Below are 22,672 nucleotides of genomic sequence, written 5' to 3'. Positions count from 1 at the left end.
CAAGGACAAGGATCACGCAATGACTGCGACCTCTTCCACCGCGCTGAACTCCTCCAAGCTGACGGTTCGCGACCTGAACTTCTACTACGGCAAGTTCCACGCCCTCAAGGGCATCAACCTGGACATCCCCGAAAAGAAGGTCACGGCCTTCATCGGCCCGTCGGGCTGCGGCAAGTCCACGCTGCTGCGCACCTTCAATCGCATGTTCGAGCTGTACCCCGAGCAGCGCGCCGAAGGCCAGATCATGCTGGACGGCGAGAACCTGCTGACCAGCAAGCAGGACGTGGCGCTGATCCGCGCCAAGGTGGGCATGGTCTTCCAGAAGCCCACGCCGTTTCCCATGTCCATCTACGACAACATCGCCTTCGGCGTGAAGCTGTTTGAAAACCTCAGCTCCTCCGACATGGACGACCGTGTCGAATGGGCACTGCGCAAGGCCGCGCTGTGGGGCGAGGTCAAGGACAAGCTGCAGCAAAGCGGCTCGGGCCTGTCCGGCGGCCAGCAGCAGCGCCTGTGCATCGCGCGCGGCATTGCCATCAAGCCCGAAGTGCTGCTGCTCGACGAGCCCTGCTCGGCCCTGGACCCGATCTCCACGGCCAAGATCGAGGAGCTGATTGCCGAGCTGAAGAACGACTACACCGTCGTCATCGTGACGCACAACATGCAGCAGGCAGCGCGCTGCAGCGACTACACGGCCTACATGTACCTGGGCGATCTGGTGGAGTTCGGAGACACCGAGCAGATGTTCTTCAAGCCCCAGCGCAAGGAAACGGAAGACTACATCACAGGCCGCTTCGGCTGAGCAGGAGCAATCGATGAACGAAAAACACCTTTCCAGCCAGTTCGACAGCGAACTCAACCGCGTCTCTGCGCGCGTCATGGAGCTCGGCGGCCTGGTCGAGTCCCAGATCCGCCAGGCGGTCTATGCGCTGTCGCGCTTCAGCATCGAGGCCGTGGAGCAGGTCGATGCCGCGGAAAAGCGCGTCAACGCCATGGAAGTGGAGATCGACCACGAGCTCTCGTCCATCATCGCCCGGCGCCAGCCCACGGCGCGCGACCTGCGCCTGCTGATCGCCTTCTCCAAGGCCACGGCCAATCTGGAGCGCATGGGTGATGAAGCGCACAAGATGGCGCGCATGGTCAAGTCCATCATCGAAAGCGGTGCTGCGCGCTCCCTGCCCACGGGCGACCTGCGCACGGCGGCCGAGATGGCCTCGGGCCTGCTGCGCAAGACGCTGGACGCCTTTGCGCGCCTGGACACCAAGGCTGCCGTGGCCATCCTCAAGGAAGATGATCTGATCGACCAGGAGTTCGACGGCTTCGTGCGCAAGCTCATCACCTACATGATGGAAGACCCGCGCACCATCTCGGCCAGCCTGGACCTGCTGTTCCTGGCCAAGGCCATCGAGCGCATCGGCGACCATTCCAAGAATGTGGCCGAGCTGATCATCTATCTGGTGGAGGGCAAGGATGTCCGTCACCAGACCATGGATGCCATTGAGTCGGCAGTGCTGTAAGTGCCGGAGGCGAACAACGGATGAAGAAGATGCCCATGGTCCTCATCGTCGAGGACGAGCCCGCCATCGCGGAGCTGATCGCTGTCAACCTGCGGCACAACGGCTTCCAGCCGGTCTGGGCCGAGGATGGCGTGACGGCTCAGCGCGAGCTGGATGCCGTGCTGCCCGACGTGATCCTGCTTGACTGGATGCTGCCCGGCGCCAGCGGCCTGTCCCTGGCGCGCAAATGGCGCGCGGACAGCCGCACCAAGGCCGTGCCCATTCTGATGCTCACGGCGCGCGGCGATGAACCCGACAAGGTGGCGGGGCTCGATGCGGGCGCCGATGACTACATCACCAAGCCCTTCTCGACCCAGGAGCTGCTCGCGCGCATCCGTGCCGTGCTGCGGCGCCGTGCGCCCGAGCAGATTCAGGACAAGGTCAATATCGGCGAGCTGGTGCTCGATGCCGCCGCGCACCGCGTGAGCTGGCAGGGCGACATGATCAAGGTGGGCCCCACCGAGTTCAAGCTGCTGCACTACCTGATGAAGCACCCCGAGCGCGTGCACAGTCGTGCCCAGTTGCTGGACAAGGTCTGGGGCGATCACGTCTTCATCGAGGAGCGCACGGTGGACGTGCACGTCAAGCGGCTGCGCGAGGCGCTGGGCATGGCCGGGGCATTGATCGAGACGGTACGCGGCGCCGGCTACCGGCTCAGCGCGCAGGCGCTGGCCTGAGGCCTTTTTTCCGCATGAATCCACGCATGGCCTTCACGGGTCATGCCAGGGCGCCGCTGCCCCGGGCAGCGAATACAACGCAAAGAAGGCGCAAGTATGGGTTGGCGAGGTTTTCGCTTGTTGGCGTCCCAGATCGCGGGCGCATTGCTGGGCTGGTGGCTCTGGGGCGTCATGTCCGCCTCCAGCCCCGGCATGGCCGCCCAGGCCGTGGCGGCCCTGACGGGGGCGCTGTGCGCGGGCTGGATCTGGTGGCTGGTGGACAGCTGGAACGCCATGCGCCTGCTGTCCTGGCTGCGCCAGTCGGAGCTGCGGGAGGCGCCCGAGCTCAGCGGCATCTGGGGTGAGGCCAGCGTGCGCATGCGCCGGTGGCTGCGCCAGAGCGTGCAGCAGGTGCAGCAGGGCGATCAGCGCCTCAACGACATTCTTTCCGCCCTGCAGGCCAGCCCCAATGGCGTGGTCCTGCTGGACGCCGATGGGCGCATCGAATGGTGCAACCAGATCGCGGCGCGGCAGTTCGGCTTCGATGCCGAACGCGACCTGCTGCAAAGCATTGGCAACCTGGTGCGCGACCCCGAGTTCAGCGCTTATTTCGCCACCCAGGATTTCTCACGCGACCTGGTCATGCAGGGCCGCGAAAGCACGGCCTCGCGGCCCGTCAAACTGTCGGTTCAGCTGTATGGCTATGGCGAAGGGCGCAAGCTGCTGCTGGCGCGCGATGTCACCGCGGTGGAGCAGGCAGAGGCCATGCGCCGCGACTTCGTGGCCAATGTCTCGCATGAAATCCGCACGCCGCTGACCGTGCTCGTGGGCTTTGTGGAGACGCTGCAGAACCTGCCGCTGGAGCCCGAGGAGCGCAACCGCTACCTGGGACTGATGGCCCAGCAGGCCGAGCGCATGCAGCATCTGGTGGAAGACCTGCTGGCGCTGTCGCGCCTGGAGGGCAGCCCCTTGCCCAGCAGCAACGAATGGGTGCCCGTGGCCCAGCTGATGCAGCGCTGCGAGAACGAGGCGCGCGGCCTGTCTTCCATGCTTACGCGCAAGCAATCCCTGCCGCATGCGCTGAGCTTTCCGTCGGCCGAGATGCTGGCGCAGGCCGGTGAGGTGGCCGGCGCCAGCGCCGAGCTGCAAAGCGCTTTCTCCAACCTGCTGGCCAACGCCATGCGCTATACGCCGGCAGGCGGGCGCATCGAGGTGACCTGGGAGAGCCTGCCTGATGGATCGGCACGCTTTGCCGTGCAGGACTCCGGGCCAGGCATCGAACCCAAGCACCTGGCGCGTCTGACAGAACGCTTTTACCGTGTGGACCGCAGCCGTTCGCGCGACACCGGCGGCACGGGCCTGGGCCTGGCCATCGTCAAGCATGTGCTGCAGCGCCATGGCGCCAAGCTGGGCATCACCAGTGCGCCGGGCCAGGGGTCGGAGTTTTCCGTGACCTTTCCGGCCAGCCGCGTCCGCATCACGGCCCCAGGCACACGCGAAGTCGGCGAGGCCCGCGAAAGCCGCGCCGCGTAGGCGTGGCCCCGTGTGTACGGCCGTTGCCGTTCAGCGGCTTGTGGCTTTGCGCACGATGGCGCTGAACACCAGGGCTGTCACCAGCAGCGCACAGGCACTGCTGGCCCAGAACGGGGCGGGCGTGCCATGGTGCAGCCAGGCGGGCAGGGCGCTGTCCGTGCCGTAGGCCAGCCAGTATCCGCCGGCCAATCCGCCGCCCCACAGCAGCAGGCAGTAGATGACCAGCGGCGCCACGGTGATGCGGTAGCAGCGCAGCACGAAGAGGCAGAAGGTCTGCACGGCGTCGGCCACATGGTAGGCAGCCACCCAGGCCAGCAGGCTGGCGGTAGTGGCCACTACCTCGGGGTTGCTGCTGTAGATGCGGGCCAGGCCCTCGCGGGACAGGAACAGTGCCGAGGCCAGCACCAGTCCACCCGTTGCCGCAAGCCGCCAGCCCATGGTGACAAGGCGGCGCGCCATGGCCTCGTCCCCCGCGCCGCGCCAGTAGCTGATCCGCGCGCTGGTGGCAATCGCCAGCGACAGGGGCACCATGTAGCATAGCGCCGCAAGATTGGCAGCAATCTGGTGGCTGGCCGAGGACAGCGTGCCCTGGCGTGCCACGAACAAGGCCATCAGCGTGAACGAGGTCACCTCCACCAAAATTGCCAGCCCTGCAGGAACGCCCAGTCGAGCGAACTGCGCCAGTTGCGGCCAGTCCGGGGGCTCCATGCGCTGCCACAGCGCCAGGGGCGCATACAGGCTCTGGCTGCGCATCAGCACGAATGCGAGGGCAACCATGGCGTAGTTCACCACCAGCGTGGCCCAGGCACAGCCCTCGGCGCCCAGCGCAGGCAGGCCGGCGCCGCCAAAGGCCAGCCAGATCGACAGGGGGATTTTCAGCAGCAGCGACAGCAGCTGCAGCCAGGTCACCAGCAGGGGATGGCCCAGCGCCTGGTTCAGTGTGCTGTAGATGCGAAACAGCAGCGCGGCCGGAAGGCTCCAGGCCAGTACCGAAAGATAGGCCCGCACCTCCACCTGCAGCGGTGGCGGCACATCGGCCCAGCGCAGCAGCGCATCGGGAAACAGCAGCACGCCCATGCCCAGGGCGCAGGCGGCCAGCAGCATGTACATGGCCTGGCGCAGCGTGCGGCCTATGGCCTCTGGCTGTCCGGCGCCGCGATGCTCGGCCCACAGCGGCAGCAGGGCCTGGAAGATGCCCATCAGCGAGACATAGACACTCACGAAGATGGCCGAGCCCACGGACAGCGCTGCCAGCGCCTCTTCGGCGTAGCGGCCCGCCACGATGGTGTCGGTCACGCCGAAGGCCATCACCGCCAACTGCCCGGCCAGCACGGTCAGCGCGTGCTGGGCGATGGTGCGCCGTTCGGTGCCCAGTGGCGCGCGCGCGGGCTGGCTCATGGCCTGGCCTGGGCGCGGCTCGCCTCGGGCCTGCGCTTCAAGACCAGCAGGAAGTCCTTGCGATCGGTGGGGCGCACCACGCGGGCCACGGTTTCCCAGGTGCCCTGCAGGCGCGCGCTGTGCGGGTCCAGCCAGGTTTCTTCCTCGGCCACCATCCAGTCGCAGCGGGCGGCGCCGGCCATGCTCAGGCGTTGGGTGTCGATGTCGCCGTAGTAGCGCAGCGCCGCAATGTGGGCGCGGGGCAGGCCATAGGTTTGCACGCAGCTGCCGTCCTTGGGCAGTTCGGCCAGCACCTGTCGCATCTGCGGCTCGAAGCTGCGCGCGTGGTCCAGCAGCGGCAGCCACAGCGTCATCAGCAGCAGCCAGCCCAGCGTGGCGCCGCTGGCCGGCAGCACCAGGCTCTTCCAGATGGCGGCGCGGTTGCGCGATGTGCGCCAGGCGACGAGCACGCACCAGGCCAAGGTGGCGGCAACCGCCACGGCGAAGGAGAACACCGAGAATTCCGGCGTGAACTGCGGAGCCAGCCTGGCTACATTGGCGGCCGGCTTGGCGGGAATGCCCGTCTGCAGCGAGAGCCAGATCACCCAGATGGCAATGGCGGCGGCGCTGAAGAACAGCAAGGTGAACCAGTCGATCAAGGCGCTGATGCTGCGGCGCAGCGTCGGCAGGGCAAAGGCTGCCAGCGTGGCGATGGCGGGCAGGCCCAGCAGCAGGGCGCGGTCCGCAGGCAGCGTGCTCAGCGAAGCGATCACCGGAATGACGGCAAACCACAGCGGCAGCGCCAGATGGGGATAGCGGCGAGGCGTGGCGATCTGGCGGCGCCAGACCCACAGGGTCCACATGGCCAGCGGCCAGGCCGGCCAGCTGAACCACAGCAGCAGCCTGACCAGGCTTTGCCATTCCTTGGCGGTGCCGCTGTCCACAAGGCGCCAGGCCCATTGGTCCAGCCACCAGGACAGTGCGGCCGCCAGCAGCGTGACGCCCAGCCACAGCGCGGTCCAGATGCGTGCCTCGCGCGGCGCGGGCGAGGGCTCGTCACCCCAGGTGCGCGAGAAAAACGCCATGGTCGCACCGCCCAGGCCGAACAGCGTGGCCACGGTCGGCGCGCCGCTCAACGCCAGGCCCGGCAGGCCCAGCAGCAGCGCCAGCATGGCGGTGCGGCCGTGGTAGGGCATGGCTGCGGCGGCAAAGAACAGCAGGGCCGCGCAGCCGAGCTGGGTCATGTAGCTGGTGGTTTCATGGGAAAGCTGGGCCAGGCCCAGGCAGGCCACCAGGGCCAGCAGGCCGCCATCGGCCATGGCGCGCGCATAGTCGGTGGGCTGTGCCTCGCCACCGAAGGCAAAGGCCACGGGGCGCGCGCCCGGCGTGCGCGCCAGGTAGTACACGCCCCACCAGGTGGCCGTCAGCGTGAGCACCAGCATGGCGATGAAGGGCAGGCGTGCCGCCATCTCCAGATTCAGCCAGGAAGGCGCTCCCTGCATGGCCAGCGCGCCAAGCCAGTACGACAGCAGGCCCTCGGATTCGGGCAGCAGGCCCGCCATGCGCGGTGCCAGCCACGAGGTATGGCCCAGGGCCAGCTCCCGCATGTAGCCGAAGGCCTCCATGTCGGCCATGCGCCAGGGGCTGCGCCCCACATATCCGGGCACGACATAGGCCAGGCACAGCAGCAGCAGCGACCAGCGGGGCAGGCGGCGCACGGCGCTTTGGGCAACGATGGCAGGGGTGGGCTGGTTCACTCACAGGACTTTCTGCAACGGAGGGCGCAAGAATACGCGAAGCAAAGGCCTCGAAAAGAATGGGGCATGCCTGGCCGCCATGGATTGGCCGGACTGCGAAAAACAAAAGGGCAGCGCGGTTGCCCGTGCTGCCCTTCTGGCCGGAGAAGCAGGATTTACTTCTTGCCGAAACGGTTGCGGAAGCGCTCCACACGGCCGCCCATGTTGTCCACCGACTTTTGCGTGCCGGTGTAGAACGGGTGCGACTCGGACGAGGTGTCCAGCTTGAACAGGGGGTAGTCCTTGCCTTCGAAGGTGTCGGTTTCCTTCGTGTTCACGCACGAGCGGGTCACGAACTTGAAGCCGTTGGACAGGTCCACGAACAGAACTTCGCGGTAGTTGGGGTGGATGCCTTCTTTCATGATCTTTCCTTCTGATGCAAGTGCGGTAGCCGTGCCTGACCCGCTGCAACCTTTGTAGCGGTTCAAATCAAGCGTACTTTCCGCAAGAAAAAGCCCTGCATTATCGCATAGTGCTCAGTTGCGTGCCAAGCCGGCGGGCCTGGGCCCCGTGTACGCCGCGCGTGGCCGAATGATCTGCCGTGTGGCGCGCTGCTCCAGCGCCTGTGCCAGCCAGCCTGCGCAGCGGCCCAGCGCGAACAGCCCGAAGGCGCTGCCCGCCGGCAGCTGCAGGTGCCGCCGCAGGGCCACCAATGCGAAATCGACCGAAGGGGCCAGGCCAGTGAGTGCCATCACTTCGGCCGCCAGGGTCGCCGCCGGTCCCTGCCTGGGCAGCATTTCCAGCAACAGGGCGGCGCGCACATCGCCTTCGGGGTAGAGGTGGTGGCCGAAGCCGGGCAGGGTCTCGCCGCGCGCCAGGCGCTGGCGCAGGCGTGCCGGGGCCTGCGCCTCGCCCAGCTCGTCCCAGAGCGCTTCGACGCGCGCGGTCGTGCCGCCGTGGCGCCCGCCCGTCAGGGCGGCAAGGCCTCCCACCACGGCCGCCCGCAGGCTGGCGCCCGTGGATGCCACGCAGCGCGCCGTGAAGCCGGAGGCGTTGAGTTCATGGTCGGCGCACAGCACCAGGGCCATGCGCACCAGGTCGGCGCCTTGTGCGTCCAGACCCCAGGCCTGGGCGCATTGCAGGTGGATGGGGGTCTTGTCCGGCGCCGTGCCCAGCAGGCAGGCTGCCAGCAGGCGCAGGAGTGCTCCGCAGCCTGCCGCCAGCCGTTCTGGCGATTGCTGCCATGCGGCAGTGGCCGCGTCATCGCTGGCGACGGTGAACAGGGCCAGCAATGTGTTTTCGCAAGGCTGGCCGGCCATGCGCTGCTGCAGGTCGGGCAACACAGGGGCGGCCTCCACGGCGTGTGCAGCGAAGGCGGCATCGGCCGGGTATTGCCAGAGCAGGGCGGCGGTCTCTTCCAGCGTTTGCGAGCGTGCCCAGTCCACGGCGTCCTCGCCACGGTAGTAGAGGCGGCCCTGTTCTATCAGCGTGATCGATGACTCCAGCACCGGCAGGCCCCAGTTGAGCGCGGCCTGGGCGACTTCGCGGGGTTTGCGGCCCTGGCCGCGCTGGCGCGCGAGCTGCTCGACCTCTTCGCGCAGGTAACGGCTTTCGCGCGGCGTGTCTGCCGCATGGGCGTGCAGCAGTCCTCGGCTGACATAGGCATACAGCGTGGCGCGGCTCACGCCCAGCAGTGCGGTGGCTTCGGTCGAGTTCAGGTAGTCGGGCATGGGTGTGATGATATGTTGATTTGTTTAATCAATATTGACAATATTTTCTGGAAATCTATGGTGCGGGTTCCAACCCTTGTTTCCGTTGCCAGGAGTGCTCCATGTCCAGTCTTCCGTCCTCTTCCGCTTTTGATCACTGCGCCGCCCAGATCTGGGCGGCACTGGGAGGTGCCCACGGCGCGCTGCAACGTCTGGAGATGCGCGGGCAAGGCGCCTTGGCCTCGGTGTTTCCGGTCTCCGATCTGGCGGCGGCCAGCCTGGGTGTGGCAGGCCTTGCCATCTCCGAGCTGGTGGCCCAATGCGGCGCTGCCGCGCCGCAGGTGGTGGTGGACCGCAGGCTCGCGTCCCTGTGGTTTGGCAGCAGCCTGCATCCACTGGGCTGGGAGATGCCCGCGCTGTGGGACGCCGTGGCCGGTGACTACCGCACGGCCGATGGCTGGATCCGCCTGCATACCAATGCGCCCCACCACCGCGCAGCGGCGCTGGCCGTGCTCGGCGCACCGGCCGACCGGGAGGCTGTGGCGACGGCGGTCAGGCGCTGGACGGCGCATGAATTGGAGTCGGCCGTTGTCGCGCAGGGTGGCTGTGCTGCCGCCATGCGCGGGCTGGCTGCCTGGGCTGCGCATCCGCAGGGGCAGGCCGTGCAGCAGGAGCCTTTGCTGGCGTGGCAGATGCATCCGCAGCCGGGCCAGCCCTTCAGTTTCAGTGCTGGTGCATGGCAGCCATCGGCGCAGCGGCCGCTGCAGGGGCTGCGCGTGCTGGATCTGACGCGCATCCTGGCCGGTCCCGCCGCCACGCGCTGGCTTGCGGGCCATGGTGCCGAGGTGCTGCGCATCGATCCGCCCGGTTGGGAGGAGCCGGGTACGGTGCCTGAAGTCACGCTGGGCAAGCGCTGCGCCCGGCTGGACCTGCGGGCGCCCCAGGATCGTGCCGTGTTCGAGCAACTGCTGGCCGGCGCCGACGTGCTGGTCCACGGTTACCGGGACGGTGCGCTGGAGGGGCTGGGATTCGGGGCCGCGTGGCGCCGTCGGCTGAATCCCTCACTCATCGATGTGTCGCTCAACGCCTATGGATGGAGCGGGCCCTGGCAGCAGCGGCGCGGCTTCGACAGCCTGGTGCAGATGAGCGCCGGCATTGCCGATGCAGGCATGCACCGGCTGGGCCGTGACCGACCCACGCCGCTGCCGCTGCAGGCGCTGGACCACGCCACCGGCTATCTGATGGCTGCCGCCGTGGTGATGGCGCTGGTGCGGCGCATGCAGGGGCAGGGCGGCAGCACGGTGCGCGCCTCGTTGGCGCGCACGGCCCATCTTCTGGCGGGACATGGCGTAGGCGACCCGGATGCCTGCCCGCTGGCGCCGGTGAACGGTGCCGAGGATTTCAGCGCGGCGATCGAGGCGACCTCCTGGGGCGCGGCGCGGCGCCTGCGGGCGCCGGTGGAGGTGGCGGGTGCGCCCATGCATTGGGAGCGCGCGGCCTGTGCGCTGGGCACGTCTGCCGCAGCGTGGTGAGACGGGCGGCTGGAACGCAAAACGCCCCGCGTGAGCGAGGCGTCTGTAGGGGCCGTGGGCTGGATCTCTGCGATCAGCCGCCGCGGCGCATCATGTCGAAGAAGTCCACGTTGGTCTTCGTGGCCCGCATGTTCTTGATCATCAGCTCCATGGCCTCGATCTCGTCCATGTTGTACATGAACTGGCGCAGGATGCGGGTCTTTTGCAGGATCTCGGGAGCCAGCAGCAGTTCTTCGCGGCGTGTGCCGCTCTTGTTGAGTTCGATGGCGGGGAACACGCGCTTCTCGTAGAGGCGGCGGTTCAGGGCCAGTTCGCTGTTGCCCGTGCCCTTGAACTCTTCGAAGATCACTTCGTCCATGCGGCTGCCGGTATCGACCAGGGCCGTGGCGATGATGGTCAGCGAGCCGCCTTCTTCCACATTGCGTGCCGCGCCGAAGAAGCGCTTGGGACGCTGCAGGGCGTTGGAGTCCACGCCGCCCGACAGCACCTTGCCCGACGAGGGCACGACGTTGTTGTAGGCGCGGGCCAGGCGGGTGATGGAGTCCAGCAGGATGACCACGTCCTTCTTGAGCTCGACCAGGCGCTTGGCGCGCTCGATCACCATCTCGGCCACGTGCACGTGGCGCGTGGCGGGCTCGTCGAAGGTGGAGGCGATGATTTCGCCCTTGACCGAGCGCTGCATCTCGGTCACTTCTTCGGGGCGCTCATCGACCAGCAGCACCATCAGGTGCACGTCGGGATGGTTGGCCGTGATGGAATGGGCGATGCTCTGCATCATCATGGTCTTGCCGCTCTTGGGCGGTGCGACGATCAGCGCGCGCTGGCCGCGGCCGATGGGAGCGATGATGTCGATGATGCGGCCGGTGATGTTCTCCTCACCCTTGATCTCGCGCTCCAGGCGCAGCTGCTGGGTGGGGAACAGGGGGGTCAGATTCTCGAACAGCACCTTGTGCTTGTTCTGCTCGGGCGAGCCGCCGTTGACGGAGTCGAGCTTGGTCAGTGCGAAGTAGCGCTCGCCATCCTTGGGCGTACGCACTTCACCTTCGATCATGTCGCCGGTGTGCAGGTTGAAGCGGCGGACCTGGCTGGGCGAGATGTAGATGTCGTCGGTGCTGGCCGTATAGCTGGTGTCGGGGCTGCGCAGAAAGCCGAAACCGTCCGGCAGGATTTCCAGCACGCCGTCGGCGAACACTTGTTCGCCTGCCTTGGCTCGCTTTTTGATGATGGCGAACATCAACTCTTGCTTGCGCATGCGACCGACGTTTTCGATCTCAAGCGCTTCGGCCTGCTTCAGGACTTCAGACACGTGCAGTGCCTTGAGTTCATTAAGGTGCATGGAGTGACTCCAGAACGGAGTGGAAAGAAACCAGGGGAAGGCGTTGAGCCAAGCGAAACACTGTGGAAGTGGGCTGGCTTGCCTGAGGGTCTCAGCGCGGCCTTCAATGCATAAGGCCGGTGATGAAGGGCATTATGACAGGAAAAAATCCGAAGGTCACAGGGAAATTTGCGCCGGCGCCTCGTTTATGCGCCAGTGCGATGCGGTGCTGCGGCCAACGCCGGCCCGCATCTGTGACGGCCCCGTGTGCGGGGCCGTCGGGGGAATCAGGCCAGGTGCTGTTCCAGGAAAGCGGACAGCTGTGCCTTGTTGAGGGCGCCCACCTTGGTGGCGGCCAGCTGGCCATCCTTGAACAGCATCAGCGTGGGGATGCCGCGGATGCCGAACTTGGCGGGGATCTCGCGGTTCTCGTCCACATTCATCTTGGCGATGGACAGCTTTTCCTTGTAGGTCTGCGCTGCTTCGTCGAGGATGGGGGCGATCATCTTGCAGGGGCCGCACCATTCGGCCCAGTAATCGACCAGCACCGTGGTGCCAGGCTGCAAGACGTCGGCTTCAAAGCTTGCGTCGGAGATGTGTTTGATCAGTTCGCTGGCCATGGGTGGAGTCCTTGATTTTTCGCAATGAGGAAGGCGCAGGAAAATCCGCACCGCAAAAAGATTGTGACAGAAACCTATCACCTGCTGCACCGTATGGGCGGTAGCTCAATGCTATGACTGTCATAGCTGTTTATGGGGTGGCGACAGGGTTGCCGGGACTCCGGGAATTAGTGGCGCCTGCGCGCAGACCGGCCTGCGGCAGGGTATTCTGCGCGCCCGCGCTGCAGGCATATGTGCCGGCCGGCAGCGCCAAGTTGAATGCGAGCATGGAATGGAAACTGATGTGATGGATGCTTTTGAACCCGGTGCGGCAGCGCGCACGATGGACTGCGATGTGGCGGTGATCGGTGCGGGGCCTGCGGGCCTGATGGCGGCCGAAGGGCTGGCCGGCAAGGGGCTGGATGTCCATGTGTTCGAGGCCAAGTCCTCCGCTGGGCGCAAGTTCCTCATGGCAGGCAAGGGCGGGCTCAACCTGACCCATTCCGAAAACCTGCCCGCCTTTGTCTCCCGCTACGGCGAGCGCAGTGCCGAGGTGTCGCGCTGGCTGGAACTGCTGTCGCCGGATCAACTGCGTGCCTGGGCCGGTGAACTGGGCGTGGAAACCTTTGTGGGCAGCTCGGGCCGCGTATTCCCCAAGGACATGAAGGCTGCGCCCTTGCTGCGTGCCTGGCTGGTGCGTCTGCAGACCCAGGGCGTGGTGCTGCACACGCGCCACCGCTGGGTGGGCTGGCAAGACGGCGATGCGCTGGGCTTTGATACACCCGAAGGGCGGCTGCAGGTGCGGGCAAGGGCCGTGGTGCTGGCATTGGGCGGTGGCAGCTGGGCGCGCCTGGGCTCGGATGGCGCCTGGCTGCCCTTGCTGGAGCAGCGCGGTGTTGAAGTCGCTGCGTTGAAGCCTTCCAACTGCGGGTTCGATGTGGGCCTGGATGGTGCGGCTTCGAGCGGACAGATCGATCGCCGGGAGTTCATGGCCGAGCTGCTGGGTGCCAGCCCCCAGCCTGCGCGCGGCTGGAGTCCTTATTTCACCGAGCGCTTTGCGGGCCAGCCGTTCAAGTCGGTGGCGCTGTCCTTTGATGATGGCAAGGGCCATGTTTTCTCGCGCAAGGGCGAATTCATTGCCACGACCACGGGCGTGGAAGGCAGCCTGATCTATGCCGTCTCTGCGGCGCTGCGCGAAGCCATTGCGCGCGATGGGCAGGCCACCGTCCATCTCGACCTGCTGCCCCAGTTGATGCCCGAGCGCGTGCTGGTGGAAGTGCGCCATCCGCGCGGCTCGCGCAGCCTGGCCAGCCATCTGAAGGGGCGCCTGGGCCTGGACGGCATCAAGGCCGCCGTGCTGCATGAGGTGCTGGGCAAGGAAGGTGTGGCCGACCCTGTGCGGCTGGCCCATGCCATCAAGGCCCTGCCCATCACCGTGGTGGCGGCACGACCCATTGACGAGGCCATCAGCACGGCAGGCGGCGTGCGGCTGGAAGCTCTGGACGCCAACGGCATGTGCGCAGCCGCTCCTGGCGTTTTCTGCGCCGGCGAGATGCTGGACTGGGAGGCTCCCACGGGCGGCTACCTGCTGACGGCGTGCATGGCCAGCGGCCTGCAGGCGGCGCAAGGCGTTGCGCGCTATCTCAAGGCGGATGGCGCAGAGCGTTAAGGAGGAGAGGGTGCCGCAGCGGGCCTGGACGGGGCAGGCGCCCGCAGGGCCTGCTGTTCAATGAAGGTGACGAGCCTTGCCCTCGGCACTGGTTTCACGGTTAGGGCTGCTTGGTTCCCCACCTGACCCGGTTGGCCGCTTCCCCATGCGAGGAGGCCCGTCACTCTCGATTATAGGGGCAAACACCGGGCCGCCCGGACGACATGGCCGGCCAAACCCGGGTCGCCTCGGGCAAGGGCGCCCAGCCCCGTAGAATCGCGGGATGTCTTATCTTGTGCTGGCCCGCAAATACCGCCCCCGCAATTTCTCTGAAATGGTGGGGCAGGAGCATGTCGTTCAGGCGCTCACCAATGCCCTGACGCAGCAGCGCCTGCACCATGCCTATCTGTTCACCGGCACGCGCGGCGTGGGCAAGACCACGGTCTCGCGCATTCTGGCCAAGTCGCTCAACTGCCAGGGCGCCGATGGCCAGGGCGGCATCACGGCAACGCCCTGCGGCGTCTGTGCGGCCTGTACCGAAATCGACAGCGGGCGCTTTCCCGACTACACGGAGCTGGACGCTGCCTCCAACCGTGGCGTGGACGAGGTGCAGAGCCTGCTGGAGCAGGCTGTCTACAAGCCGGTGCAGGGACGCTTCAAGGTCTTCATGATCGACGAAGTGCACATGCTCACGAACACGGCCTTCAACGCCATGCTCAAGACGCTGGAGGAGCCGCCCGAATACCTGAAGTTCGTGCTGGCCACCACCGATCCGCAGAAGGTGCCCGTGACCGTGCTCAGCCGCTGCCTGCAGTTCAACCTGCGGCCCATGGCGCCCGAGACCGTACTGGAGCATCTGGGCCAGGTGCTGGGGCAGGAAGGCGTGGCCTCCGAGCCCCAGGCCCTGCGCCTGCTGTCGCGCGCCGCGCGTGGCTCCATGCGCGATGCGCTGTCGCTGACGGACCAGGCCATTGCCTTTGGCAGCGGACAGCTGCAGGAGGCCACGGTGCGCCAGATGCTGGGCAGCGTGGACCGCAGCCATGTGTTCCGCTTGATCGAGGCACTCGCCCAGGCCGATGGCCAGGTGGTGGTGGAAACCTCCGACGCGCTGCGCCGCAATGGCCTGTCCGCTGCCTCCACGCTGGAGGAAATGTGTGCCGTGCTGCAGCGCATGGCCGTGGCACAGGCCGTGCCGCAGATGGCCGCTGACGCCAGCGATCCAGAGGCCGCAGAGATCGCCCGCCTTGCGGTGCTGATGCCGCGCGACGAAACCCAGCTGCTCTACAGCATCTGCCTGCATGGCCGGGCCGAACTGGGCCTGGCACCCGACGAGTACGCGGCCCTGACCATGGCGCTGCTGCGGCTGCTGGCGTTCAAGCCGCAATCTGCAGAGCCCGCTCCGGGCGCGGCTGAAAAAAAAACTCCAGCGCTGACCCCCTCCACGGCGAAGCCTGAATCTCCCGCGCCCGTTGCGCAGACGCGGCCCGCACAGCCCGCTGTGCCTGAGGCTCCCGCTTTGCCCGAGGCTCCCGCTGTCCCAGCCGAGGCGGCCATGCCCGTCCCGGTCGCGCCTCCTGCTCCTGTCGCGCCTGCCGCATCTCCAGTGACCGCTGCGCCCGCCGTGGTCGCTCCCGTGGTGCAAGCCGTTGCGGCTCCAGCGCCTGTTCAGGCGCCCGTGGCCGTGGCCCCAGTTGCTAGGCCGGAACCTGTGCTTGCGCCTGTCCAGGAGGCCAGGCCTTCCGTTGCTCCAGCGGTGAAGCCGGCCGCCGGTGTCGCCCAGGAGCCCCTGGACGAGCCTGTGGACGATGTGCAGGAAGACGAAGACTCTTCTGCCGATGAGGCGCCGCAGGCGCAGGATGCCGATGCGCCGGACGAGGGTGCCTGGGCCGGGATGCCCGATGAAGGCTGGGCCGACGAAGGCCGCTGGAGCGATGACGGAGATCTGGCCCTGGAGCCGCCTGCCGCTGCCGTGGCACGGCAGGCCGAACCGCAGATCGACACTCAGATCGATGTGCAGGACTTCGCTCCCGAACGTGGCCGTCAGTCCCCCGGTGCGCCACCCGCGCCGACCGTGGAGCGCACGCCCGATGGCGATGTCTGGCACGCTGCCGTCCAGCAACTGGTGCATGCCGAGGCCGTCACGGCGCTGGCGCGGCAGCTGGCGCTGCAGTCGCAACTGGTGGCGCGCGACGGCGATGCATGGACGCTGCGCGTGGAAAGCAGCTCGCTGGCGCAGCCCGCCACGCGCGAGCGCCTGCGTGCGGCGCTGGAGGCCGCAGGCCTGGCGCGGCAACTGCATGTGGAGCAAGGCGCCGTGGCAGACAGCCCCGCGCGGCGCAATGCGGTGGCCAGCCATGAGCGCCAGCGCATTGCAGAAGACATCGTGATGAATCATTCTCTGGTGCAGACCCTGATCCGCAGCCATGGCGCGAAAATCGTGCCCGGCAGTATCAAGCCCGTATCCATTCAGCCCTGACACGCTCTAGAGCGTTTCGTTTTTACCCTACAGAAGAAGGAACTCACATGTTCAACAAAGGACAACTGGCCGGCCTGATGAAGCAAGCCCAGGCCATGCAGGACAACCTCAAGAAGGCCCAGGATGAACTGGGCAACATCGAGGTGGAAGGCGAGTCTGGCGCGGGCCTCGTGAAGGTGGTCATGACCTGCAAGCACGACGTCAAGCGCATCACCATCGACCCCAGCCTGCTGGCCGAAGACAAGGACATGCTGGAAGATCTGGTGGCTGCCGCCTTCAACGCCGCCGTGCGCAAGGCCGAAGAGACTTCCAACGAGAAGATGGGCAAGCTCACGGCCGGCATGCCCGGCCTGCCGGGCGGCATGAAGTTCCCGTTCTGAGGCAGGCCCCAGCGGTTGTGCCGAACAGCCTGGAGAGGCCATGCCGGCTTCTCCAGCTGCCCACTCGTGTGGAGTGGCCATCGAGCGATCTGCCCCTGCAGATCGCTTTTTTTCTGAGAACCTTCTCCATTGAAAGGAAGCTGCCATGTCGGACGTGCAATCGCTCGATGGCCTGATCGAGGCCTTGCGCAGGCTCCCGGGTGTGGGCATCAAGTCGGCGCAGCGCATGGCCTTCCACCTGCTGCAGCGCGACCAGGACGGTGCGCGGCAACTGGCCCGTGCCCTGACCACGGCCGTGGAGTCGGTCACCCACTGCGAGCGCTGCCATACCTTCACCGAAGGCCGCATCTGCTCCATCTGCCAGGATGAAGGGCGTGACGCGGCCCGGTTGTGCGTGGTGGAGGCACCCGCCGATATGGCGGCCATGGAGCGCACGGGTGCCTACCAAGGCTATTACTACGTGCTGATGGGGCGGTTGTCGCCACTCGACGGCATAGGTCCGCGCGATCTGAACCTGTCATCCCTGCTGGAGCGTGCCGGCGACGGCAAGGTGCAGGAGGTGATCCTGGCCACCAGCTTCACGGCCGAAGGCGAGGCCACGGCCCATGCGATCAGCGAGGCCCTGAAGGCGCGCGGCATCCATGTGACGCGCCTGGCGCGCGGCGTGCCCATAGGTAGCGAACTCGAGTACGTGGACCTCGGTACGATCGCCCATGCGCTGGTGGACCGCCGGTAGTGGCCGAGGCGGCTGGCGTTTCTTGTCTATTCATCAGGAGCCTGTATGCCGACCTCTGTCATCCTGCCGCCCGGCGGCTTCTCCATAGCGCATTGGTGCCTGCTGGTGGCGGCCCTGCTGCCGCTGGCCTGCGCCTACATCGCCAAGGCGCCCGGCATGAAGCACCGGCCGGGGCAGCGCGGTTTCGACAACCACGAACCCCGGGCCTGGCTGGCGCAGCAGACGGGCTACCAGGCACGGGCCAACGCGGCGCAGGCCAATAGCTTCGAGTGCCTGCCTTTCTTCATTGGCGCCTTGCTGGTTGCCTGGCAATTGGGTGCACCGTCCGCGCGTGTCGATGGCCTGGCCGTGGCCTTTGTTGTGTTGCGTATTGCCTACATCGCCCTCTATGTGACGGACCGCGCCACGCTGCGCAGTCTGGCCTGGGCGCTGGCGCTGGTGGTGAATCTGCTGCTGTTTTTCGCGGGCTACCGCTGAGGCCTGGGTGAGACCTGGGTGAGGGCCGGGCGCGTGTTCACCGCGCGCCGTGCTGGCCCTGAAGCCTACGGTGTTTCACATACGGGCAAGCACCGATGCTGTGCATGCGGGCTCTGGGCATGATCGTGTTGCACTGCAGCAAAATAACCACCATGTCTTCCCACGTGCTTGATCGCCGAACCTTGTTGAGCCTCATGGGGCTGGGTTCCCTTTGGTCGTTTCCTTCCCTCGGTTCGGCCGAGCTGGTGACGATTTCCGTGGGCGGTCAGGGCCTGCTGTATTACCTGCCGCTGGTGATTGCCCAGCAACTGGGGTACTTCGAGGCCGAGGGCCTGACCGTGCGCATCGATGACTATCCGGGCGGGTCGCAGTCGCTGCAGGCGCTGGAATCGGGCGCCGCCGATGTGTGCGCGGGTGCCTATGAACACACGCTTGTCGCGCAGCAGCGCGGCAGTGTGCTGCGTGCCTTTGTCGTGCAGGGGCGTGCGCCGCAGATTGCGCTGGGCGTGTCCTCGCGCTGGATGCCGCGCTACCAGACGCTGGCCGACCTGCGCGGGCGGCGCGTGGGCGTGTCCTCGCTGGGCGCATCCACGGCCCGGGCCGTGCAACTGATGCTGCTGGGCGATGGTCTGGAGGCCGATCTGGTGCAACTGGTGGGTGTGGGCTCGGGGCCTGACGCCATGGAGGCGCTGCGCACCGGGCGCGTGCATGCGCTGTGCCATGCGGACCCGCTGATGAGCGTGCTGGAGGACAAGGGAGCCGTGCGCATCGTCAGAGACCTGCGTGATCTGCGCAGCAGCGCGCAGCTGTACGGCGGCTCCATGCCCTCGGGCACGCTGTACGCGACCCAGGCCTTTTTGCGCAAGAACCCTGCCAAGGCCCAGGCGCTGAGCAATGCCATGGTCCGATCGCTCAAGTGGCTGCAGACCGCCGCGCCCATGGATGTGCTCAGGGCCGTGCCTGCACCCTATCTGCTGGGCTCGCGGCGCGCCTATCTGTCGGCCTTCGAGCACATGCGCACCACCATCTCGCCCGATGGCCTGATGCCCGATGACGGGCCTGCCACGGCCCTGCGCGCCCTGGTCCGGCTCAACCCTGCGCTGGCGCGCAGCGGTATCGACCTGGAGCGCTCGTTCACCAACGAATTCGTGCGGCAGTCCCGCCAGCGTTTCCACACCTGAGCCCCCGGGCCGCACGCAAAAGAGCCCGCGAAAGCGGGCTCTTTGGAGTGGGGCAGTGGCGGTGCCTTCAGCGCCTTCAGCGCTTTTTCACCTTGGATGGCTTGCCGCCACGCGGCGCCGTGGTGACCGACACCTTGGCATTGCGGTTTTGCGGCTGCACGGCTACCTTGCGCGCGGTTCCGGTGGACTTGGCCGCCCGGGCATTGCCGCCGCTGCTGGCGCGCACCGGCAGGTAGGCCACCAGCGATTGGCCGGCATGCAGGGTGGCGGAGGACTTCAGGTCATTCCAGTCCGCCAGATTGGACGCGCTGACGCCGTAGCGGTTGGCCACGCTGATCAGCGTGTCGCGCTTGCGGGCCTTGATGGTGGTGCGGCGCGTGATGATCTCGGGGGCAAAGCTGATCTGGCCGTTGTCGGCCACGTGGCCGGCCACGTCGGCACGCACGTTGGCGCCGCGCGGCACCATGAGCGCGGAGCCTGCCTTGATCAGCATGCGCGGGGGGATGTTGTTGAGGGCGCGCAGGTCGGACTCGCCCAGGCCCACACGCTGGGCCGCCTCGGCCACGCTGATGGTGGAAGGCACGGTCCACACGGTCCAGCTCGCGTACTGGCCTTCGTCGAAGGCCTGCATGTTGCGGCGAAACACCTTGGCGTTGTCCCAGGGCAGCAGGATCTCCGGCGTGCCGGCCGCAAAGATCACCGGCTTGCGGAAGCTGGGATTGAGCGCCTTGAAGTCATCGGTCGATACATCGGCCAGCTTGGCCACCAGTTCCACGTCGATGTCACGGGTGATGGTGACGGTCTGGAAGTAGGGGTGGTTCTCGATCAGCGGCAGCTCGGTGTTGAACGCATCGGGGTTGGCCACGATGTTCTTGACGGCCTGCAGCTTGGGTACGTACATGCGGGTCTCGGCCGGCATCTGCAGGTCGGTGTAGCCCGTGGGCAGGCCCAGCTTCTCGTTGCGCTTGATGGCGCGGCCCACGCTGCCTTCGCCCCAGTTGTAGGCGGCCAGGGCCAGGTGCCAGTCGCCGAACATGTCGTAGAGCTTTTGCAGGTAGTCCAGCGCGGCGCGCGTGGAGGCCAGCACGTCGCGGCGGTCGTCGCGGAAGGCGTTTTGCTTGAGGTCGAAATAGGTGCCGGTGGCCGGCATGAACTGCCACATGCCGGCCGCCTTGGCGGTGGAGACGGCCTGCGGGTTGAAGGCGCTCTCGATGTAGGGCAGCAGTGCCAGCTCGGTGGGCATGTTACGCCGCTCCAGTTCCTCGACGATGTGGAACAGGTACTTGCTGGAGCGCTCGGTCATGCGCTGTATGTAGTCGGGCCGGCTGGCATACCACTGCTCGCGGTCCTTGACCAGATCTTGGTCCAGGTCGGGCATGGCGAAGCCCTGGCGAATGCGTACCCACAGATCGCCCGTGGTCTCCAGCGAGGCCACGCCGCCGTTGCCGGCGCTGCCTGTGCCCAGCGGGCTCAGCGGTCCGTTGGGGTACATCGGGGAGTGCGGTGCGGTGCTGGGGGCGGGGGCCGTGCTGGCCAGGTCCGGGCTGCTGGTGGTGGCGCAGCCCGCAAGAGCCAGCAGGCTGCCCAGCAGCAGGGTGTGTAGCAGTTTCATCAGAAGACGTTTTTCCATTGGCGCAGGCCGGCCAGCACGCTGGCGGGGTCCTGCTGTCTCACCTGTGCGTCGAAGCCTGCGGCGGCGGCGGCCACTGCGGATTCGCGCGTTCTAAGAAAGGGATTGATGGAGCGCTCGGTCTCCATCAGGGAAGGCAGCGTGGGCCGGCCGGCCTCGCGCAACGCCTGACAATGCCTCTGGTAGTGAGCCAGGGCCTGGTTGTTTGGTTCCACGGCCTGCGCAAAGCGCAGGTTGGACATTGTGTACTCATGTGCGCAGCAGACCAGGGTGTTGTCCGGCAGCGCGGCCAGATCGTCCAGCGATTGCTGCATCTGCTGCGGCGTGCCTTCGAACAGGCGCCCGCACCCCCCTGAAAACAGGGTATCGCCGCAGAACAGCACGGGCTGCGCCTGCGCCGCGGTGCTGTAGAAGGCGATGTGGCCGCTGGTGTGGCCGGGCACGTCAATGACCTGCCAGGGGCCGCCCAGGGCCTGCACGGTATCGCCACCCTGCACGCGCTGCACGGGCTCGGGCAACTGCTCGTAGGCGGGGCCCCAGACCTGGGCGCCCGTGGCCTGGCGCAGCTGCGCCACGCCGCCGACATGATCGGCATGGTGGTGGGTGACTAAAATGCCCTGCAGCTGCAAGTCCAGCTGGCGCAGGCTGGCCAGCACGGGCGCTGCATCGCCGGGATCGACGACCAGGGCCTGCCCTGCGTCGTACAGCAGCCAGATGTAGTTGTCGGAAAAAGCGGGGATGGGCAACAGGTTCATGAGCAGCAAAATTATAGGGACGCATCACTGGACGCAATCTGCCCTCGGCCACTACCTGCTGGAATGGGAGCAGCAGCGCTGCGACGAGGCGGTGGCCGATATTTTCGGCTATCACAGCCTGCAGTTGGGCATGCCCATGCTCCAGGGCCTGCGCGCCAATCGCATGCCGCACCGCTGGCTGGCCCTGGATTCCATGCAGGATGCGGTGCCAGCCGAGGGCGTGCCGCCGCTGGAGGTGCCCGTGGCGCTGCTGGCCGATCCGGCCGCGCTGCCGTTTCCCGAGGCCAGCCTCGACCTCGTCGTCATGCCGCACACGCTGGAGACCTCGCCGGACCCGCATGCCGTATTGCGCGAGGCGGCCAGGGTGCTGATGCCGGAGGGCCGTATCGTCGTGTGCGGGCTCAACCCCGCCAGTCTGCTGGGCGTGCAGCGCCGTGCCGAGCGCGGCGTGTATCTGCCCGATGTGGGCTGGGGCGTGGGCTACTGGCGGCTGCGCGACTGGCTGCGATTGCTGGCCTTCGAGATCGAGGCCGTGCAGTTCGGCTGCTATCGTCCCGCGGTGCAGACGGATCGCTGGCTGCGGCGCTGGCAGTTCATGGACCGCGTGGGGCGGCTGGGCTGGCCCATGCTGGGCGGCGTGTACTGCGTGGTGGCCGTCAAGCGCGTGCCGGGCGCACGCATGCTGGAGCCTGCCTGGCGTGGCCGCGCAGCCGTGTCGGGCGCCTCCGTGCCTGTGGCCCACCGCATGCCGGCGCAGGCGGTGCAGGGCAGCGATCCGCATTCCAACCGGCCTGAAGGCCGGGCCATTCAACCCAAGGAAATTTTTTGAATCAAGTTGTTATCTACACGGACGGCGCCTGCAAGGGCAATCCGGGTCCCGGCGGCTGGGGCGTGGTGCTGGAGGCCGGCAGCGCCAGGAAAGAGCTGTTCGGCGGCGAGCTGAACACGACCAACAACCGCATGGAGATGATGGCCGTGATCGAGGCGCTGTCCGCGCTCAGGCGGCCCTGCGATGTGGTGCTCTACATCGACAGCCAGTACGTGCTCAAGGGCATCACCGAATGGATCCATGGCTGGAAGGCCAAGGGCTGGAAGACGGCCTCCAAGGAGCCGGTCAAGAACGTGGAGCTGTGGCAGCGGCTGGATGCCCTAGTCCAGGGGGGCGGGCACCGCATCGACTGGCGCTGGGTCAAGGGCCACGCAGGCGACCCTGGCAACGAGCGGGCAGACGCCCTGGCCAACAAGGGCGTGGACCAGGCACTGGGGCGCTGAGCGCCTGGTGTGGGGCGGGTGCAATGCCCGTCCCTTGCTTCCACCTCCCGAGACCTACCTACAACGCGGTAGATGAAAACCCCAGAACCAGAATTCGGCCCGCG

The 22,672-nt window shown here is 67.0% G+C and carries 21 protein-coding genes and 1 other RNA gene; 13 read left to right on the top strand and 9 right to left on the bottom strand.

Features of this window, described 5'->3' with window-relative positions; genetic code table 11:
- Positions 1 to 19: 19 nt before the first annotated feature.
- The 4 genes from pstB to phoR all read left to right on the top strand — a co-directional run bounded on the left by pstB (position 20) and on the right by phoR (position 3,745).
- Complete coding sequence (gene pstB / locus ACUTR7_RS11795; RefSeq protein WP_012206714.1) at positions 20 to 802, top strand: phosphate ABC transporter ATP-binding protein PstB; 783 nt, start codon at positions 20 to 22, stop codon at positions 800 to 802.
- A 13-nt stretch (positions 803 to 815) separates the two neighbouring features.
- Positions 816 to 1,517, top strand: coding sequence for a phosphate signaling complex protein PhoU (phoU, locus tag ACUTR7_RS11790; protein WP_012206713.1), 702 nt, complete (start codon positions 816 to 818; stop codon positions 1,515 to 1,517).
- Between the two features lie 20 nt (positions 1,518 to 1,537).
- Positions 1,538 to 2,233: a phosphate regulon transcriptional regulator PhoB gene (gene phoB, locus ACUTR7_RS11785; protein WP_012206712.1), complete on the top strand. Its 696-nt coding sequence runs from the start codon at positions 1,538 to 1,540 to the stop codon at positions 2,231 to 2,233.
- 117 nt (positions 2,234 to 2,350) lie between these two features.
- Positions 2,351 to 3,745 (top strand): phosphate regulon sensor histidine kinase PhoR, encoded by a 1,395-nt coding sequence (phoR, locus tag ACUTR7_RS11780; RefSeq protein ID WP_445608906.1) that lies wholly within the window; start codon positions 2,351 to 2,353, stop codon positions 3,743 to 3,745.
- A gap of 30 nt (positions 3,746 to 3,775) precedes the next feature.
- Here phoR and ACUTR7_RS11775 read toward each other — a convergent pair whose 3' ends face one another.
- The 4 genes from ACUTR7_RS11775 to ACUTR7_RS11760 form a co-directional block, all read right to left on the bottom strand.
- On the bottom strand, positions 3,776 to 5,143 hold the full coding sequence (locus tag ACUTR7_RS11775; RefSeq protein ID WP_034396134.1) for an MATE family efflux transporter: 1,368 nt from the start codon (positions 5,141 to 5,143) through the stop codon (positions 3,776 to 3,778).
- Complete coding sequence (locus ACUTR7_RS11770; RefSeq protein ID WP_197943959.1) at positions 5,140 to 6,879, bottom strand: hypothetical protein; 1,740 nt, start codon at positions 6,877 to 6,879, stop codon at positions 5,140 to 5,142. Before ACUTR7_RS11770 ends, ACUTR7_RS11775 begins: the two co-directional genes overlap by 4 nt.
- Before the next feature lie 155 nt (positions 6,880 to 7,034).
- On the bottom strand, positions 7,035 to 7,280 hold the full coding sequence (locus tag ACUTR7_RS11765) for a type B 50S ribosomal protein L31 (RefSeq protein ID WP_013801474.1): 246 nt from the start codon (positions 7,278 to 7,280) through the stop codon (positions 7,035 to 7,037).
- Between the two features lie 114 nt (positions 7,281 to 7,394).
- Entirely contained in the window at positions 7,395 to 8,588 is a 1,194-nt protein-coding gene (locus ACUTR7_RS11760; protein WP_445608905.1) for a citrate/2-methylcitrate synthase, read from the bottom strand.
- Between the two features lie 101 nt (positions 8,589 to 8,689).
- Here ACUTR7_RS11760 and ACUTR7_RS11755 point away from each other — a divergent pair, with 101 nt between their 5' ends.
- Complete coding sequence (locus ACUTR7_RS11755) at positions 8,690 to 10,099, top strand: CoA transferase (protein WP_445608904.1); 1,410 nt, start codon at positions 8,690 to 8,692, stop codon at positions 10,097 to 10,099.
- A 73-nt stretch (positions 10,100 to 10,172) separates the two neighbouring features.
- Here ACUTR7_RS11755 and rho read toward each other — a convergent pair whose 3' ends face one another.
- Together rho and trxA are read right to left on the bottom strand one after the other, a co-directional pair.
- Positions 10,173 to 11,435 (bottom strand): transcription termination factor Rho, encoded by a 1,263-nt coding sequence (gene rho, locus ACUTR7_RS11750; protein ID WP_012206705.1) that lies wholly within the window; start codon positions 11,433 to 11,435, stop codon positions 10,173 to 10,175.
- Between the two features lie 266 nt (positions 11,436 to 11,701).
- Positions 11,702 to 12,034: a thioredoxin TrxA gene (gene trxA, locus ACUTR7_RS11745; RefSeq protein ID WP_012206704.1), complete on the bottom strand. Its 333-nt coding sequence runs from the start codon at positions 12,032 to 12,034 to the stop codon at positions 11,702 to 11,704.
- 271 nt (positions 12,035 to 12,305) lie between these two features.
- Here trxA and ACUTR7_RS11740 point away from each other — a divergent pair, with 271 nt between their 5' ends.
- A complete protein-coding gene (locus ACUTR7_RS11740; RefSeq protein ID WP_445608903.1) occupies positions 12,306 to 13,682 on the top strand; it encodes a TIGR03862 family flavoprotein in 1,377 nt (458 codons plus the stop codon).
- A gap of 65 nt (positions 13,683 to 13,747) precedes the next feature.
- On the opposite strand, the gene ffs is transcribed toward ACUTR7_RS11740, so the two are convergent.
- Positions 13,748 to 13,844, bottom strand: an RNA gene (gene ffs / locus ACUTR7_RS11735) — signal recognition particle sRNA small type.
- A 100-nt stretch (positions 13,845 to 13,944) separates the two neighbouring features.
- Here ffs and dnaX point away from each other — a divergent pair.
- The 5 genes from dnaX (at position 13,945) to ACUTR7_RS11710 (ending at position 18,911) form a co-directional block, all read left to right on the top strand.
- The gene (gene dnaX / locus ACUTR7_RS11730; RefSeq protein WP_445608902.1) at positions 13,945 to 16,137 is read left to right on the top strand and encodes a DNA polymerase III subunit gamma/tau; all 2,193 of its coding nucleotides are present in this window, start codon (positions 13,945 to 13,947) and stop codon (positions 16,135 to 16,137) included.
- A gap of 47 nt (positions 16,138 to 16,184) precedes the next feature.
- Positions 16,185 to 16,517, top strand: coding sequence for a YbaB/EbfC family nucleoid-associated protein (locus ACUTR7_RS11725; protein ID WP_012206701.1), 333 nt, complete (start codon positions 16,185 to 16,187; stop codon positions 16,515 to 16,517).
- A 145-nt stretch (positions 16,518 to 16,662) separates the two neighbouring features.
- On the top strand, positions 16,663 to 17,253 hold the full coding sequence (gene recR / locus ACUTR7_RS11720) for a recombination mediator RecR (protein WP_012206700.1): 591 nt from the start codon (positions 16,663 to 16,665) through the stop codon (positions 17,251 to 17,253).
- A 45-nt stretch (positions 17,254 to 17,298) separates the two neighbouring features.
- Entirely contained in the window at positions 17,299 to 17,730 is a 432-nt protein-coding gene (locus ACUTR7_RS11715) for an MAPEG family protein (protein ID WP_065346089.1), read from the top strand.
- 95 nt (positions 17,731 to 17,825) lie between these two features.
- Complete coding sequence (locus ACUTR7_RS11710; RefSeq protein WP_012206698.1) at positions 17,826 to 18,911, top strand: ABC transporter substrate-binding protein; 1,086 nt, start codon at positions 17,826 to 17,828, stop codon at positions 18,909 to 18,911.
- A 76-nt stretch (positions 18,912 to 18,987) separates the two neighbouring features.
- Here ACUTR7_RS11710 and ACUTR7_RS11705 read toward each other — a convergent pair whose 3' ends face one another.
- Complete coding sequence (locus tag ACUTR7_RS11705; RefSeq protein ID WP_192366397.1) at positions 18,988 to 20,523, bottom strand: transglycosylase SLT domain-containing protein; 1,536 nt, start codon at positions 20,521 to 20,523, stop codon at positions 18,988 to 18,990.
- Positions 20,523 to 21,296 (bottom strand): hydroxyacylglutathione hydrolase, encoded by a 774-nt coding sequence (gloB, locus tag ACUTR7_RS11700; RefSeq protein ID WP_012206696.1) that lies wholly within the window; start codon positions 21,294 to 21,296, stop codon positions 20,523 to 20,525. Before gloB ends, ACUTR7_RS11705 begins: the two co-directional genes overlap by 1 nt.
- Here gloB and ACUTR7_RS11695 point away from each other — a divergent pair.
- Together ACUTR7_RS11695 and rnhA are read left to right on the top strand one after the other, a co-directional pair.
- Positions 21,295 to 22,125: a class I SAM-dependent methyltransferase gene (locus ACUTR7_RS11695; RefSeq protein ID WP_096913653.1), complete on the top strand. Its 831-nt coding sequence runs from the start codon at positions 21,295 to 21,297 to the stop codon at positions 22,123 to 22,125. The two genes, gloB and ACUTR7_RS11695, sit on opposite strands and share 2 nt — an antisense overlap.
- Entirely contained in the window at positions 22,122 to 22,568 is a 447-nt protein-coding gene (rnhA, locus tag ACUTR7_RS11690) for a ribonuclease HI (protein ID WP_013801482.1), read from the top strand. Before ACUTR7_RS11695 ends, rnhA begins: the two co-directional genes overlap by 4 nt.
- The last annotated feature ends 104 nt before the right edge of the window (positions 22,569 to 22,672 follow it).

It is taken from the genome of Delftia sp. NA_296.1 (genome assembly GCF_052692095.1).
Note: the sequence above shows the minus strand (reverse complement) of the source record. Positions and strands in the feature narration are given on the sequence as shown.

Coding starts and splice junctions, on each gene's coding strand:
- phoU (WP_012206713.1), top strand. CDS start 816: ATGAACGAAAAACACCTTTCCAGCCAGTTCGACAGCGAACTCAACCGC.
- ACUTR7_RS11765 (WP_013801474.1), bottom strand. CDS start 7,280: ATGAAAGAAGGCATCCACCCCAACTACCGCGAAGTTCTGTTCGTGGAC.
- ACUTR7_RS11725 (WP_012206701.1), top strand. CDS start 16,185: ATGTTCAACAAAGGACAACTGGCCGGCCTGATGAAGCAAGCCCAGGCC.
- recR (WP_012206700.1), top strand. CDS start 16,663: ATGTCGGACGTGCAATCGCTCGATGGCCTGATCGAGGCCTTGCGCAGG.
- ACUTR7_RS11775 (WP_034396134.1), bottom strand. CDS start 5,143: ATGAGCCAGCCCGCGCGCGCGCCACTGGGCACCGAACGGCGCACCATC.
- rho (WP_012206705.1), bottom strand. CDS start 11,435: ATGCACCTTAATGAACTCAAGGCACTGCACGTGTCTGAAGTCCTGAAG.
- dnaX (WP_445608902.1), top strand. CDS start 13,945: ATGTCTTATCTTGTGCTGGCCCGCAAATACCGCCCCCGCAATTTCTCT.
- gloB (WP_012206696.1), bottom strand. CDS start 21,296: ATGAACCTGTTGCCCATCCCCGCTTTTTCCGACAACTACATCTGGCTG.
- pstB (WP_012206714.1), top strand. CDS start 20: ATGACTGCGACCTCTTCCACCGCGCTGAACTCCTCCAAGCTGACGGTT.
- ACUTR7_RS11705 (WP_192366397.1), bottom strand. CDS start 20,523: ATGAAACTGCTACACACCCTGCTGCTGGGCAGCCTGCTGGCTCTTGCG.
- ACUTR7_RS11695 (WP_096913653.1), top strand. CDS start 21,295: ATGAGCAGCAAAATTATAGGGACGCATCACTGGACGCAATCTGCCCTC.
- phoB (WP_012206712.1), top strand. CDS start 1,538: ATGAAGAAGATGCCCATGGTCCTCATCGTCGAGGACGAGCCCGCCATC.
- ACUTR7_RS11740 (WP_445608903.1), top strand. CDS start 12,306: ATGGAAACTGATGTGATGGATGCTTTTGAACCCGGTGCGGCAGCGCGC.
- ACUTR7_RS11755 (WP_445608904.1), top strand. CDS start 8,690: ATGTCCAGTCTTCCGTCCTCTTCCGCTTTTGATCACTGCGCCGCCCAG.
- ACUTR7_RS11760 (WP_445608905.1), bottom strand. CDS start 8,588: ATGCCCGACTACCTGAACTCGACCGAAGCCACCGCACTGCTGGGCGTG.
- ACUTR7_RS11715 (WP_065346089.1), top strand. CDS start 17,299: ATGCCGACCTCTGTCATCCTGCCGCCCGGCGGCTTCTCCATAGCGCAT.
- ACUTR7_RS11710 (WP_012206698.1), top strand. CDS start 17,826: ATGCTGTGCATGCGGGCTCTGGGCATGATCGTGTTGCACTGCAGCAAA.
- trxA (WP_012206704.1), bottom strand. CDS start 12,034: ATGGCCAGCGAACTGATCAAACACATCTCCGACGCAAGCTTTGAAGCC.